Origin of the sequence: Ampullimonas aquatilis (assembly GCF_049675895.1) — a bacterium.
GTDB lineage: Bacteria > Pseudomonadota > Gammaproteobacteria > Burkholderiales > Burkholderiaceae_D > Ampullimonas > Ampullimonas aquatilis.
On record NZ_CP183834.1, the window covers coordinates 1,441,293 to 1,456,215 of the forward strand.

A 14,923-nucleotide genomic window follows, 5' to 3' on the forward strand; every position below is an offset into this window, starting at 1 on the left:
CGGGGGGAGTAAAAAAACTCCCCTTTATTTTTAGCACTTAACAGGCCAATTTACTATGGTACTCATAGGGAGTACATATTTTTTGAGTGTGTGGGCGATTTTTGGGGATCAATGGCTGTCATGGAAAAAGCGCTAAAACATGTCGGCGTAGATCACAATGACACGTGCCAGGCAGAATCAAGAGCCCACTCGATTTGCTACAGACGCGTGAGTAAGTTAACCAGCGCAGGCACTAAGTGTGGCCATGACATGCAGCGTGGTCAATGAGCATGCGTAAGGAGGAGCGGGCGGGGTGATGCTTGCCATCGTTTGCCATCAAGCCGTGCCTGCCAAAAGGCAGGCACTTAAAGCGTGAGATTACTTAGCGACTGGCAGCCAAGCGAATTGGGCGTTTGATTGGTGCCGACGCACTGCCTTTGGCAACGACCACCTTGACAGGTTTGGCGGTACTGCCAGCTTTAGCAACAGCGACGGGTGCAGCTTTGCCACTCGCTGTGTTGGTAGTGGGAACTGCTTTGACATTGGCGACTACCGACTTGCTATCCTTGCTGGTAGCCAGTACTGGCGTGACAGGTGCACTGGCTTTCACAGTGACAGTCTGTTTGACATAACTGACCTTGCCATTTTTGCCGACGATACGTACGGTTTTGCTGATGGTTTGGGTATCCGCCACTGTCTGAGCAGGTAGGGCTGATTTTTCAGCAGCATTGGCAACCATGGTCGGTGCTGGCGTGCCAACAGGAACGCGCATCACCAGCACCTGACCAGCACGGGCATCCCGTTTGATACCGTTCCAACCCTTGAGTTGTGTGACACTGACATGATAGCGATTGGCAACGCTGTATAGCGTATCGCCTTTGCGAACCTGATAGCTGATTTTTTTCATATCAGGTGTGTCGGGCTCAATCGCCATCACCGCATTGTCAGCAATATGCATCGGGATGTCATTGTCATTACTGGCCGTTTTGGGAATCAGAATGGTTGAACCGGCTTTCAAACGCATGCCTGCCGGAATGCGGTTCACGTCACGCAATACGGCAACCGGCACACTGAGTTGCTGGGAAATGTTTTCCAGACGAGTGCGTGATGACACGGTGTAAGAGGTCCAGGATGCCAGTGAGACATCACGGGCAATGGCAGCAGCCAGGTTTTTCTTGAATGCCTCGGCATTTTTGTAGGGCAGTAAAATTGGCAGATTGGTCGCACCTACAATCACAGGGCGATTGTAGGCTGGATTGAGCTGCTTGAATTCTTCGACTGGCATATTGGCCAAGCGGGCCGCTACGGCCACATCAATATCGCGCTTCATGTCCACCGATACAAAATAGGGGTGGTTAGGAATCTCAGGCAGGGCGATGTTGTAATTTTCCGGATTGGCAATCAGATTTTTGACCGCCTGCAGCTTGGGTACATAATTGCGTGTTTCTGCGGGCATATTGAGCGACAGATAATCGGTTGGTAGACCCAGGCGGCGATTTTTTTCAATCGCCCGGGTGACCGAGCCTTCGCCCCAGTTATAGGCTGCGAGCGCCAGATGCCAATCGCCAAACATATCGTGCAATTTGTTCAGATAATCCAGCGCGGCATTGGTGGAAGCAGTCACGTCACGCCGCTCGTCGCGAAACATGTTTTGCGCCAGGTTGTAATCTTTACCTGTAGAGGGAATGAACTGCCACATGCCCGCTGCTTTGGCGCTGGAAAATGCCTGTGGATTAAAGGCGCTTTCGATGAAGGGCAGCAAGGCCAGTTCGGTTGGCATGCCGCGTTTTTCCAGGGCATCAACCACATGGTAAAGATACAGCGAGGAGCGTTCGACCATGCGCTTGAAATTATCCGGCTTGGCTGAATACCACGATTCTTTCTCGGTCACCAGCGGGGACTCCAGATTGGGCATACCAAAACCATTGCGAATCCGCACTAGCAGATCGTTGCTGACAGCAGGGGTTTTGTTGTCATCCGCTGCTTGCTCGGGCAGGCTTTCAAAAAAGCGGATGTCTTTGACAGGAGGCAGTTCCACTTTATGAACCTGAGCTTCAGCAACGGGTGCTACACCGGTTTTGGCAGACTCTTGAACCGTACCTTGTACGGTAGTTGTGGCGGCATTGGCAACGACAGTGTTACTGGCAGTTTTACTACCTTCTTTGCTGTTGCCGGATGTAGTGTTGTGATAATCGTTAAACGGGGTAGAGGCACAACCACTTAACAAGGTGGCGATCAGTGCGGGAATCATGGCTGACTGGGCGGGTTTGGCCAGCAGTTTAAACATGGGGCGAAGGGCGAATGAAAAATTCATCACGCTAGTCAATCCTTTCACAGGAACGCAAAGCGGCCTGATATGTATTGAGAGCAGCACCGCTGCAAGGGTGCCTGATCACGATGGAGCAGGTCACGGCGTTGTGGCAACATGCCAGACGGTATCGTCAGAAAGTTCAACCGAATTGTGGGTTTCGATGAACCAGAAAATGTGACATAAAGCCTAAATAAACTGTGTGCAATGGTATAGAGGCGGCCGAACCGCGTCAAGACTTGATTTTTTTAATTACATCTATATCTGGCAAGGCTGTCAGACACATTCATGATGCTTGGGCTTGCCAATCAAGCCTGCCGGTTCAATAGCCAGGCAAATCGACCATGAGCAGCCAGTTTAGCGGAAGATGTCTTTCCATTCACGCAGGGCCGCAAAGGCGTCGAGGCGACTGGTAATGGCCTGACCTTTGATGGTGGTGGCCATTTTGCGCAGGGCGGGTTCGTCGCAGCGCAAAAATGGATTGACCTTTTTTTCCAGACCGATCGAGCTGGGAATCGTTGGTTTTTCTTCTTCACGCAAAGCCAGACAGTGTCTTTCGTACAGTGCCAGCTCGGTATTGGCAAGGTCGACCGCACGGGCAAAGCGAATATTGGGCAGTGTGTATTCATGGGCGCAATACACCAGCGTGTCATCAGGCAGGGCGGTCAGTTTGTCCAGCGAAGCCAGCATTTGTTCGGGCGTGCCTTCAAACAGACGGCCACAACCACATGAAAACAGCGTGTCACCGCAAAATACCGTGTCACCGAGCGCCTCATTGGCGGCATGATAAAACGCGATGTGACCCTTGGTGTGGCCACCCACATCCATCACCTTGAAATCATTGCCCAAAACGCTCACCGTATCACCTTCATTGACTTTTTCGGTCAGCTCTTCAATGATTTCAGCAGCCGGGCCAATAATGCGTTTGAGCGATTCGCTGGCAAAGTATTTTAAAGCGGGGATGCCACCGACATGATCCGGATGGTGATGGGTAATCAGGATGTCGGTCAGTGTCAGGCCTTGTTCTTCGAGAGCGCTGATGACTGGCGCGGCCTGGCCGGGATCAACCACCACAGCATATTTGCCATCTGACAATAGCCAGATGTAATTATCGTTAAAGGCGCTAATTGGGGTAACGGTGATACTCATAGTGGGCTTTAAGCGGTATAGCCAAGGAAGGCGTGGAAATGGTAATTTACTGGCTGCTCAACAAACTGTCTACAATTGGGCATGACTTTGTCTTCCCCCATACTATACCCTGATTCGCCGGAGCCCGAATTTTCGCCGTCGCCCTGTCCGCCACCCAAGGACCTGGCCTGGCGACAATGGTTGGCAACGCCGCCCGGCCAATACCTGCTCAAATGGGAGCGCCGCCAGATGGACGCCTTGGTGGGCGATATCTTTGGCTATAACGCCTTGCAGTTGGGTCTGCCCGAATTAAACGCGCTGCAGGAAAACCGCATGCCCTTTCATTGCCTGGTGCTGGAACACGCCGACGAAACCTGCCTGGAGGAAATGGTGGGTCTGGAGCGACTCAGTCAGTGGCCCACCGAAGTGCTCAATCACGAAACCAACGAACGGGGCGAAGTGCGGGTGGCGGCCCAGGCCAAAATCAATCCGCGGCGCCAGCTGGTGGCTTCATTTCATGAGTTACCGGTGGCTTCGCAAAGTATCGATCTGGTGGTGTTACCGCATGTGCTGGAGTTTGCGGCAGATCCGCACGAGGTTTTGCGTGAAGTGGAGCGCGTGCTCCGCCCGGAGGGGCAGGTCATTATCAGTGGCTTCAATCCCTATAGTTTATGGGGTGCGCGTCAGCGCAGCGGCGCATTGATGCGTGCACTTAATGGTGGTGTGGGACGAGCGGAAGATCAATATTTACCCGGCGCGGAAGAGTTGCTCGGTGTGCGACGCCTGAAAGACTGGCTCAAACTTTTGGGTTTTGAAGTCAGTCGCGGTCGTTTTGGCTGTTATCGGCCGCCATTTAAAACCAGCAAATGGCTCAATCGTTGGGAATTCATGGAAAAGGCAGGCGATCGTTGGTGGCCAATTTTTGGTTCAGCCTACACGATTGCTGCCATCAAGCGGGTCAAGGGCATGCGTCTGATTGGTCCGGCCTGGAAAAAGCGCGCCAGTGTCACGCGGCTCTCGCCCGCAGCGCAGCGCGTACAAAAACAGCATTCACGTCAGGTATAGTGCGGCCCTGGCTAAGAATCTTAAATCACTTTAAAAGTAAATTAGTTAAATTAAAATTGGAGATTTATGTCGCAAGTTATTGATATTTATACAGATGGTGCGTGCAAAGGTAACCCTGGCCCGGGTGGTTGGGGTGCTTTGCTGGTGGCGGGGGAGCATAAAAAAGAACTATTTGGTGGCGAAGCCAATACCACCAATAACCGGATGGAGTTGCTGGCGGTGATCCGCGCATTGGAAAGTCTAAAAAATATCAGCGAAATTCGTCTGCATACCGATTCGCAATATGTGCAAAAAGGCATGACTGAATGGATCGATGGCTGGATCAAGCGTGGTTGGCGTACTGCCAGTAAAGAGCCCGTCAAAAATGCCGATCTTTGGCAGCAGCTGCAAAAGCTGGCACAGCCGCACAAGATCGATTGGATCTGGGTGCGTGGTCATAATGGTCATCCGGGTAACGAAGCGGCGGATGAGTTGGCCAATCGTGGAATTGGCGTTATTTAAGTAAAATTGAGTTGATTTTGGTTGAGATGAATTCATTTGATGAAATTTTCCGATCGAATTCATTGATTTTTTTGTGCAAAAAACGAGATGAGCACGGCGAGTAATTCTGAAAGTAATACAGAAAGCAAGAATGTACGCGACGACTTGAGTGCAGCGATGGATTCAACTAACATCACTCTGAAGCTTGATATATACACCCTTACTGTATTTTTAAACAATCAATAAATACGCACTTAAGCGTTAAGAAAAGCCTTATACAAGAGTAGAGTATGCGATTAATTGTGCTGGATACCGAAACCACCGGCTTGAGTCCGCAAGATGGCCATCGGGTCATTGAAGTGGGTTGTGTGGAGCTGATTGACCGTCGTCTGACTGGCAATAACTACCACCGTTACATCAATCCGCAGCGCGACAGCGATGAGGGTGCGTTGCGTGTTCACGGTTTAACGAGCGAATTTTTAAGTCAGCATCCGGTGTTTGAGAATATTGCCGACGAGCTGATGGATTATCTACGCGGGGCGGATATCTTGATTCACAACGCACCGTTTGATATGGGCTTTTTGGATGCCGAGCTTAAACGGCTTGGTCAGCCCTTGTTCAAGGCGCAGGTTGGCAAGGTAACGGACAGTCTGGTATTGGCCAAAGAACTTCATCCGGGCAAGCGTAATTCACTGGATGCACTCTGCGAGCGCTACGACATTTCCAATTCGCATCGTAAATTGCACGGTGCCTTGCTGGATGCGGAATTATTGGCCGACGTTTATATGGCCATGACGCGGGGCCAGAGCAGCCTGGGTGTGGATGCGATGATGGAAGGAGATCTGGTTGAGCTGCAGTTTGATGCGAGCCGTTTGCCGGTTTTATCTGCCACCGCAGATGAACTGACGGATCACGAAAAAGTGCTGGATGCGATTGCCAAAGAATCGCGTGGCGTACCGGTTTGGCGCCGTATTGTCGAGGCAGATAAGGCGGCTTGAAAGTTGTTTAACTTGCATTTTTCACTCGCGCATTTCATTTGTATTCCCTCGAATGGGCGGGTTGCTTAACAGGTCACGGAATTGGTTGCTCAATTTGCATTTTTGCTCGTTTTGCAGGCTGCTGATTTCATGCCTTAGTCCGGTGCAACAACCAATAATTGGTCAAGCAGCCACTGCTGCAGGTATTGAATTGCCGTACTGGCTGCACCTGCTTCACCCACTTGCCAGGCGCAGGCCGCGCACAGTTCGCCAAAACTTACATCCGCCTTGGTATTGCCCATCTTAATACTTTCCAATAAACGGGCTTCCATGTTGTCCAGCGAGCGCCAGTAGCAGACCAACTCCTTACGCCAGATCAGCATATCGTGCACCAAGGGCGCAGGTGGTGTGACCTCGGCTGCCTCGTCTTTGGTGAGGGTTTGCCAGATTGGTTCTACCTGCCAATCCACGGACAAAATGTGTGCCGTTGGATGCAGCCGCAGTGGCAAGTCGGCCCATTGTTCCGGTGCCAGTTGCGCTAATGTGGCCGCGTTGAGCAAAGGTGCATCGGCACCATCAAATGCGCTGCGTACCGCCCATTCCATGCGTACCAAATCGACAATGGCAGGGTGCGGAATCAGGTTTTCATGGCTGCTTAAAAACTCGCTCAGCAAATGTCCAAACCAGCGTATGGAAGGATGCTGCGAGGGATGTGCCGCCAAGTAAGCATGGGCAATCTCGCTAAACGCATCATCACCGACCACCTTGTGCAAAATCGGATAGTTATCGCGCAGCGCTTCTTCAAGGCGTGAGCGAAAGGCAAAGGTATAAATACCAAAGCGGGTCGGCAGATCAGCAATCTGGCGGCCATCTGAATTGGCTGGATTGGGCTGTGAGTTGAACAATTGCTTCGGCATAATCTGCTTCACCAGACCTTGTTGAAACTGGTTTTGTAATGTCAGCAAGGCGGCCTGCATTGTCACAGCATGGTTTGTTTTGATGGTGTCAGGGGTGGGTGAGTTCATCAGCAGATTCCTTGCATTCATCAATCATTACGCCACCGATTACGTGACAAATAAGCTACGAGTTAAGCCGCGAATTACGCCACTTCGAGCACACAGTGCTGGTTGAGTTCACGCGCCTGGGCCAGCTCACCGAGCAGCTCATCAAGCGGTGGCATATTGTCGTCGCGCTCAATCATGGTGGGTATGGGCCCAATCCGTGAAATGGTATACGCATACAGCGCCCAGACCTTGTCGCAGACTGGATGATCATGCGTGTCGATGATGTAGTCGCCATGATCTTCATGACCTGCCAAATGAATTTGCGCAATCCGCTCGGCTGGTATTGCATTCACATACTCATGCGGATCAAAACCGTGATTGACGCTACTCACATAAATATTGTTCACATCCAGCAGCAGGCGGCAATCGGCACGTTTGGCCAGCTCGGCCACAAAAGTCCATTCGGGCATTTCATCGGCGGCATAGCTGACGTAGCTTGATACGTTTTCCAGTACCAGCTGACGTCCCAATATATCTTGCACCTGGCTGATGCGGCTCACCAGATGTTGCAGCGCGGCTTCGGTATAGGGCATGGGCAGCAAGTCGTGCAGATTCATCTGCTCGGTGCCGGTCCAGCAGATATGGTCGGACACCCAACCCGGCTCGATGCGTGCAATCAATGCCTTGAGCTCTTGCAGATAATTCAAATTCAACGGTGCCGTGCTGCCGATCGACATTGATACACCATGCATCACCATCGGGTAATCCTGGCGAATCTTGTCCAGAAAGTAGTGTGGTTTGCCACCGGGCACCATATAGTTTTCCGAAATCACTTCCAGCCAATCGACTGCCGGTTTGCGCTCAATGAAATCGACATAGTGTTCGGTTCGCAGACCCAGGCCAAAACCCTTGATAGACGTTGTCACGATAATCCTCTGTAGTCCAGATAAAAATCAGGCCTGGTCAACACGCCCCAGGCCGGATCAGGATAAAGTAGCTTTAGACTTATTTGAGCACTTTGCCGCCAGCTGAAGTGCATTCTTCAGCAGATTTGGAATGAGTCCAGCCCTGACCTTTGCAGGAGTTCTGGCCTTTACAACCGCTCTTGGCAGTCTTGCATTCGGAAGTGCCCTTGCAGCTATTGATACCGGCGCACTTGACACCCATTTCGTCAGCAGCATGAGCCAGTGTTGGTACGGCAAAACCAGTAAACAGAGCAGCAGCAGTGGCAGCGATCGCCATTTGTGATTTGATATTCAGCATGTTTTTCTCCTGAGGAAAAAGTTAAAGACAAAAAATTAAGAAGTATTAAGGAGCTGATTAATCATTACCCCTCGCAGCATCAGTCGCCGCATTCAACGATTCATTACACAAAATGATCAAAAAAATTAAAAATCTTTTAAACCTGTTTTTAATCAAGGAGTTGCAGTTATTTCGTCAAGCAAAAATCCTTTTAAAGGATCGTTGAAAAAGACTAAAGAATATAAAAAATTCAGACTGCACTGATGAGTCTGCTTGCTGCATACAAGGTTGACTTCTTTGCCGGGATTGGATTGAGACAAATAACAGCGCATGTCATAATCCACCTTCCTGGCACATTGAAACAATGTTGCTTCGGGCGGTTAACTCAGGGGTAGAGTGCCACCTTCACACGGTGGAAGCCACTGGTTCGATCCCAGTATCGCCCACCACTTTCACATTTGCTCAAATTGACGGCACTTTGTTTGACGGCAACCTGATATAAATGCGAGCTGCAATCATATTCCTATTTAGCACACCATGACCAGATCATCTGCAACTCCCAAATTTGGTCGACTCATGATCATCTGTGTCGCCACAGCCATTTTTTGCGGCGTGCTGACCTGGTTCATGGCCACGCATGTTGAAGACTGCTGCGACCTGTCATTTCTGTCCAGGATCATTGCGCATTGATCAGCTTGGCTACGGTACTGAATGAGGGAGTGGGCGATAGTTAATTTCGTTTATTGCCATCCCATTTTTCATTTTGTTATCCAGCGCTATGTTTGACGATTGGCATTTTGTTATTTAGGTTGATCGCCTCAAAATTTCTTGTCGAGGATTGTCACAATAGCCGATGTTGGTACGTCTAAACTGATTGGGCCTTAATCAGGCTCATGAAACGATCGGACAACCTCACTATCTCGACTTCTATGTCAATTCATCTAGCACCATTCAATCAACAGCGGCCCCGATTATTTGGTATTGCTTATCGCATGCTTGGCTCACGTGCCGAGGCCGAAGATATTGTCCAAGAGGCATACATTCGTTGGAGTCAGTCGGATCTGGCTACGATTGAATCAGTGCCAGCCTGGTTGGTCACCGTGACTAGCCGTTTGAGTATTGATCGCTTGCGTGTACTCAAGCAGGAGCGTGCATCTTATCCTGGACCTTGGCTACCTGAGCCAGTCAATGATATTGATTATTCAACACCGGAAACGCTACTCGAATTTCAGCATGATTTGTCATTTGCGTTAATGGTTGTGTTGGAGGCGTTGACCGCGGAGGAACGGGCTGCCTTTTTATTGCGCGAAGTATTTGATCAGAACTATGCCGACCTTGCCAAATTGCTGAATAAGACCGATGCAGCCTGTCGACAGTTGGTGCATCGTGCCAGGGAGCGTGTACGTGCACAGCAGCCACGTTTCAAAGTATCCAAGGCAGATCACCTGCGAGTATTACAGCAGTTCATGAGGGCAGCCAGTTCGGGCAATCGGCAGGATATCTTGCATCTGCTGCATGACGATGTGATATCAACCTCGGATGGTGGCGGCAAGGTCATGTCGACTAACCGGCCATTGCATGGGCCACAGCGAATCAGTTGGCTTTATTATGCCGTGGCACGTCGTTTTGGCGCACAACTTGAGTGGTGTTTTGCCATGGTCAATGGTGAAGCGGCGATTGCCCGTTATTTTGAGTCTAACTTGCATTCAGTGATGATGGTGCAAACTGATGGACAACAAGTGACCCGTATCTTCAACGTCATGAACCCGGATAAATTGCAAAGACTGAACATGTCATTGCTGAAAGTGACTGTCACAAAATAACATGGATATCCGTCTTGTCATTGTGTTTTGGCCATGGGGCTGAAAACAAGATGATAAGGACGATGATGACAACGACTGCCAACAACCTGCGTTTACCCTATTGGAACTTGGCCCCGGAATTGTTTGCAGCCATGCGACAGGTTTCCGAACGACTTTCCATTTGTACAGTGGAATCACGCCTGATTGAGCTTGTGTATCAACGTGTATCGCAAATCAATGGCTGTGCCTTTTGCCTGGGGATGCATGCCGAGCATTTGCGTGAGGCCGGTGAGACCAGTGCGCGATTGGATCAACTGGCCGGTTGGCGGGAAAGTCTTTTGTATACACCAGCTGAGCGAGCGGCGTTGAACTGGGCAGAGTCATTGACCCAGATTGCCGTTACGCATGCCACCGATGTGGATTATCAACCCTTGCTGAATCATTTTAATGCTCGTCAGATTGCAGAATTGACCTTTGCCATTAGCCAAATGAATGCCTGGAACCGTATGGCCATCGCCATGCGTCAGTCCGCTAAAGGTGTGTCAGCATGATTCCCCGCTACATGATTGCGCAATTATTTCGGCCATTTTTATTGTGTGCGCTGATGATGAATACTCATTACACAAGTGCTCATGAAGTCGCTGCCAACCAGCAAGGTGTGCTCTTGCAAAAACCGTTGGCCATGGGCCTGGATGAGTTGCAGATGCGCGTGATAGAAATACCTCCCGGGGCTGTTTCGCCAGCGCATCGTCACCAGGCGCAAGTATTTGTTTATCTGCTGGAAGGGCAGATGTTGATGCAAGTGGCTGGTGAGCCGGAGGTGCTGCTCAAGGCAGGCGATACCTTTTATGAAAAGCCGGACGATATTCATCTGCAGGCTCGTAATCTGGATGCCGACAAGCCAGCCCGTTTTTTGGTATTTCTGGTCAAGCAGCAAGGTTTACCGGCGGTATTGCCAGTCAAATAGAGGAGAACAAAAAAAATGATTCGGCCTGCATAGCAGCAATACTGCAGGCCGAATCTGGGCAATCGCCCGGAGGGCACCCGCCTTAATGGGCATTAGAAGCGGGTGTGTTTTGGAACTTGCTCGGTTTTGCTTTTGAATTGCTTTTGAATTGCTTTCGACTTACTTTCTGACTTCATCACTTTTTAAAACGGCATCATTTCTTTGCCACCGCGAGTTTGACTTGTTCCAGTGCGCCACTGTCCTCTAGGGTGGTTAAATCACCCGGATCACGACCTTCACAGACGGCTTGAATGGCACGGCGCAAGAGCTTGCCGGAGCGGGTCTTGGGCAAGGTGGCAACAAAGTGAATGCGTGACGGACGGGCAATCGCACCGAGCTGATGATCGACCGTTTGCATGACTTCTTTTTCGAGCTGGCTTTTGGCCACATCGCTGGCAATCAGTTTGGCATCTTTGACAATGGCAAAGGCAATCGCAGCCTGACCTTTGATGGCATCTTCCACGCCCACGACGGCCACTTCGGCAATTGCTGGATGCGAAGTGATGCTTTCTTCGATTTCCCGTGTACCAAGACGATGGCCGGCGACGTTGATCACATCATCGGTACGACCCAGGATGAAGTGATAGCCGTCGTCGTCGCGAATGCCCCAGTCAAAGGTCGAATACATCAGCTGGCCATTGATGCTGGACCAGTATGTGCGCGCATAGCGTTCATCGTCGCCCCAGATGGTTTGCATGCAGCCCGGTGGCAGGGGGCCGTTGACCATGACCACGCCTTTTTCATTGGGGCCGCACTCCGCGCCGGTACCTTCGTTGATGATCTTCACATCGTAGCCATAGACCGGAAAGCCAGGGCTGCCAAGGCGGGTAGGGCGGTCATCATGGGCGGCACCGCCACGGGCAATGGTGAGGATCGGCCAGCCGGTTTCGGTCTGCCAGTAGTTATCAACAATCGACACGCCGAGCGCTTCGGAAACCCAGCTTGCAGTGGGTTGATCAAGCGGTTCACCGGCCAGGTACAAGCCTTTGAGGCTGCTGATGTCATGGGCACGGATGTAGTCGGTGCCGGTTTTGCGCAACACGCGGATTGCAGTGGGTGCCGAGAACATGCGGCTGACTTTGTATTTTTCGACCACGCCCCACCAAACACCGGGGTCGGGCACAATCGGCAGACCTTCGTAGCAGATGGTCGCCATACCGGCAATCAAGGGGCCGTACACAATAAAGGAGTGTCCTACCACCCAGCCAATGTCGGAGGTCGTAAAAAACACTTCGCCCGCCTTGGCCTGATAAATCAGGTCCATCGCGGCTGCCAGTGCGACGGCATAACCGCCCACATCGCGCTGCACGCCCTTGGGCTTGCCGGTTGTACCCGAGGTATACAGAATGTAGGAAGGGTCAGTCGCTTGCAGCCAGGTGACGGGCACCTGCGCATTGAGATGGGCCGCGTATAACTCGTGATACTGCACATCACGATCAGCCACCAGTGGCATGTCGGCCAGACCACGGTTGACCAGCAGCACGCGCTCGGGTTGATGAGCAGCCAGGCTGATGGCTTCATCGAGCAGGGGCTTATAGGGAATCACCTTGCCACCGCGTGATCCGGCATCAGCCGACACAATCAGCAAGGGCTGCGCATCGTCAATCCGGCTGGCCAGGCTATTGGCCGCAAAACCGCCAAATACCACCGAATGAATCGCGCCAATCCGTGCGCACGCGAGCATGGCAAAAATGGCTTCGGCAATCATCGGCATGTAAATCAGCACGCGATCACCTTTTTTCACGCCGAGTGATTGCATGCAGGCGGCCATGCGACTGACTTCGACATGCAGCTCTTTAAAGCTGTAGGTCTTTTCGGTATTGGTTTCGGTGGAGATGGCAATCAGCGCGGCCTGATCGGGCTGCGTGGTCAGCCAGCGGTCCACCGCGTTGTGACACAGATTGGTTTCGCCGCCCACATACCAGCGGGCAAACGGGGGATTGCTGTTATCGAGTACCTGATCATACGGCTTGCGCCATTCAATCCGGCGGGCCTGTTCGGCCCAAAATTGTTCGGGGTTAGCAAGTGATTGCTGTTGAAACGCTGTATAGCTCATGCCTAGTCTCCTTCGAGCAGCCCACCGGCCTCTTGGGTGCCTTAGCGGGTACAGGTAACGGGTCTGGCGAATAATCGTGGTGTTGCTTTCTGCTGCCAGACCCGGCTTGGGTATTGCCGGTAATGCCTTATTACATTTGCCTTATTACAACTGCTTGAGTACATTTGCTGTTGCTTTGACATTCGTGAAACTGATTAACTACCCGGGCTTCACGAATGTCGGTACTACTTGGTCGAACTGTTCAGATCACGTACATATCCACGTATTCATTGACGGACATGGCTTCCAGCTTGGCCTGGTCGAGCGATACTTCCAGGATGCGCTGTTGTTGCTTGGTGGGGAACATGCGTGCCAGATTGGTTTTGAACTTGGCTTCCAGCAGTGGAATGCCATCGGTACGACGGCGTTTGTGACCAATCGGGTACTCAACCACGACTTCCGCCAACTTGCTGCCATCATGGAATTCAACCGTCAATGCGTTGGCAATCGAGCGTTTTTCCGGATCATGATAATCCTTGGTGAAGGCTGGATCTTCCACGCAAACAATCTTGTCACGCAGGCTGTCAATGCGAGGATCAGCGGCGATGCTGTCTTCGTAATCGCCAGCGGTCAGGCGGCCATAAATCAGTGGCACGGCAACCATGTACTGGATGCAATGGTCACGGTCGGCCGGGTTGTTGAGCGGGCCTTTTTTGTCGATGATGCGAATACAGGCTTCGTGCGTGCGGATGGTGATTTTCTTGATGTCTTCGACCTTTTTGCCAGCCTTGGCCAATTCACCATGCAGGGTCATCGCGGCTTCAACACCTGTCTGTGAGTGGAACTCGGCAGGGAATGAAATTTTAAACAACACGTTTTCCATCACATAGGAACCATAAGGGCGCTGGAACTTGAACTCATTGCCCTTGAACAGCACGTCATAGAAGCCCCAGGTCTTGGCGGTCAGCACCGATGGATAGCCCATTTCGCCGGTTTTGGCGATCAATGCCAAGCGCACAGCGCGTGATGTCGCATCGCCAGCGGCCCATGATTTGCGTGAGCCGGTATTGGGTGCGTGACGATAGGTACGCAGTGACTGACCATCGACCCAGGCCAGTGACACGGCGTTGAGAATTTCATCACGGGTCAGACCCATCATTTCGGCCACCACGGCAGTGGAGGCAACCTTCACCAGCACCACGTGATCCAGACCGACTTTGTTAAACGAATTTTCCAGCGCGATGCAACCTTGAATTTCATGCGCCTTGATCATGCCTGTCAGCACCGCCTTCATGGTCAATGGGGCTTTGCCAGCAGCGATGGCATTGCGTGACAGCCAGTCGGCTGTGGCCAGAATGCCACCCAGGTTGTCCGATGGATGACCCCATTCAGCAGCCAGCCAGGTGTCGTTAAAGTCCAGCCAGCGAATCATGGCGCCAATATTGAAGGCGGCCTGGATCGGGTCGAGCTGAAATTGCGTGCCTGGCACTTTGGCGCCATTGGGTACCACGGTGCCGGGCACGATCGGGCCCATCAGTTTTTTGCAGGCTGGGTATTCCAGCGCTTCCAGGCCACAGCCCAGGGTGTCGATCAGGCAGCTGCGGGCGGTTTCATAAGCCAGCTTGCTGTCAATTTTGTAATTGGTCACGTAGTCGACGATATCGACGATCACCTTGTCAAACTCGGGACGGATATTGGAGATGTGTGCAGACATGCTTTTCCTCTTTTTGAAAAATGTTTTTTTAGAACTGCCTAAGCGTAAGAAAGTCATCGTAAAAAAGTCATAAAAACCAGGGGGTATATTGTTATTTGGCCGTCTTAAGTGCGTATTTATTAGCCTTAAAAATATACATATGGTCAGTATGTTTACGTCTCAGGAGTCTGTGTCGGTCAATTA

At 51.4% G+C, this 14,923-nt stretch carries 13 protein-coding genes and 1 tRNA gene; 7 read left to right on the forward strand and 7 right to left on the reverse strand.

All coding sequences use genetic code 11. The features are described 5' to 3' along the window. Positions 1-361: 361 nt before the first annotated feature. Together ACMYR3_RS06675 and gloB are read right to left on the reverse strand one after the other, a co-directional pair. Positions 362-2,293, reverse strand: coding sequence for a transglycosylase SLT domain-containing protein (locus tag ACMYR3_RS06675; protein ID WP_424195723.1), 1,932 nt, complete (start codon positions 2,291-2,293; stop codon positions 362-364). A gap of 351 nt (positions 2,294-2,644) precedes the next feature. Next, positions 2,645-3,436 carry a hydroxyacylglutathione hydrolase gene (gene gloB, locus ACMYR3_RS06680; protein ID WP_424195725.1) on the reverse strand — a complete coding sequence of 264 codons (792 nt, stop codon included), beginning with the start codon at positions 3,434-3,436 and terminating at the stop codon, positions 2,645-2,647. 81 nt (positions 3,437-3,517) lie between these two features. On the opposite strand from gloB, the gene ACMYR3_RS06685 reads away from it, so the two are divergent. The 3 genes from ACMYR3_RS06685 (at position 3,518) to dnaQ (ending at position 5,958) form a co-directional block, all read left to right on the forward strand. Continuing rightward, complete coding sequence (locus ACMYR3_RS06685; RefSeq protein WP_424195727.1) at positions 3,518-4,480, forward strand: class I SAM-dependent methyltransferase; 963 nt, start codon at positions 3,518-3,520, stop codon at positions 4,478-4,480. A gap of 66 nt (positions 4,481-4,546) precedes the next feature. Beyond that, positions 4,547-4,981 (forward strand): ribonuclease HI, encoded by a 435-nt coding sequence (rnhA, locus tag ACMYR3_RS06690; protein ID WP_424195729.1) that lies wholly within the window; start codon positions 4,547-4,549, stop codon positions 4,979-4,981. 269 nt (positions 4,982-5,250) lie between these two features. Further along, a complete protein-coding gene (gene dnaQ / locus ACMYR3_RS06695; protein ID WP_424195731.1) occupies positions 5,251-5,958 on the forward strand; it encodes a DNA polymerase III subunit epsilon in 708 nt (235 codons plus the stop codon). A 134-nt stretch (positions 5,959-6,092) separates the two neighbouring features. On the opposite strand, the gene ACMYR3_RS06700 is transcribed toward dnaQ, so the two are convergent. The 3 genes from ACMYR3_RS06700 to ACMYR3_RS06710 form a co-directional block, all read right to left on the reverse strand. Further along, positions 6,093-6,962: a putative DNA-binding domain-containing protein gene (locus ACMYR3_RS06700; protein WP_424195733.1), complete on the reverse strand. Its 870-nt coding sequence runs from the start codon at positions 6,960-6,962 to the stop codon at positions 6,093-6,095. Between the two features lie 74 nt (positions 6,963-7,036). Then, positions 7,037-7,867 carry a DUF692 domain-containing protein gene (locus ACMYR3_RS06705; protein ID WP_424195735.1) on the reverse strand — a complete coding sequence of 277 codons (831 nt, stop codon included), beginning with the start codon at positions 7,865-7,867 and terminating at the stop codon, positions 7,037-7,039. A 79-nt stretch (positions 7,868-7,946) separates the two neighbouring features. Next, positions 7,947-8,204: a hypothetical protein gene (locus ACMYR3_RS06710; protein ID WP_424195737.1), complete on the reverse strand. Its 258-nt coding sequence runs from the start codon at positions 8,202-8,204 to the stop codon at positions 7,947-7,949. Between the two features lie 353 nt (positions 8,205-8,557). Between ACMYR3_RS06710 and ACMYR3_RS06715 the strand changes: the two genes are divergently transcribed. From ACMYR3_RS06715 to ACMYR3_RS06730, 4 genes are all read left to right on the forward strand, one after another. Further along, a tRNA-Val gene (locus ACMYR3_RS06715) sits at positions 8,558-8,632 on the forward strand. A 480-nt stretch (positions 8,633-9,112) separates the two neighbouring features. Then, on the forward strand, positions 9,113-10,006 hold the full coding sequence (gene sigJ, locus ACMYR3_RS06720; protein ID WP_424195739.1) for an RNA polymerase sigma factor SigJ: 894 nt from the start codon (positions 9,113-9,115) through the stop codon (positions 10,004-10,006). Between the two features lie 62 nt (positions 10,007-10,068). Continuing rightward, a complete protein-coding gene (locus tag ACMYR3_RS06725; RefSeq protein WP_424195740.1) occupies positions 10,069-10,536 on the forward strand; it encodes a carboxymuconolactone decarboxylase family protein in 468 nt (155 codons plus the stop codon). Then, entirely contained in the window at positions 10,533-10,952 is a 420-nt protein-coding gene (locus tag ACMYR3_RS06730; RefSeq protein ID WP_424195742.1) for a cupin domain-containing protein, read from the forward strand. Before ACMYR3_RS06725 ends, ACMYR3_RS06730 begins: the two co-directional genes overlap by 4 nt. Before the next feature lie 193 nt (positions 10,953-11,145). On the opposite strand, the gene ACMYR3_RS06735 is transcribed toward ACMYR3_RS06730, so the two are convergent. Further along, positions 11,146-13,047, reverse strand: a complete 1,902-nt coding sequence (locus ACMYR3_RS06735; protein ID WP_424195744.1) for a propionate--CoA ligase — start codon at positions 13,045-13,047, stop codon at positions 11,146-11,148. A gap of 241 nt (positions 13,048-13,288) precedes the next feature. Beyond that, entirely contained in the window at positions 13,289-14,740 is a 1,452-nt protein-coding gene (locus tag ACMYR3_RS06740; protein ID WP_424195746.1) for a bifunctional 2-methylcitrate dehydratase/aconitate hydratase, read from the reverse strand. Positions 14,741-14,923 lie beyond the last annotated feature (183 nt).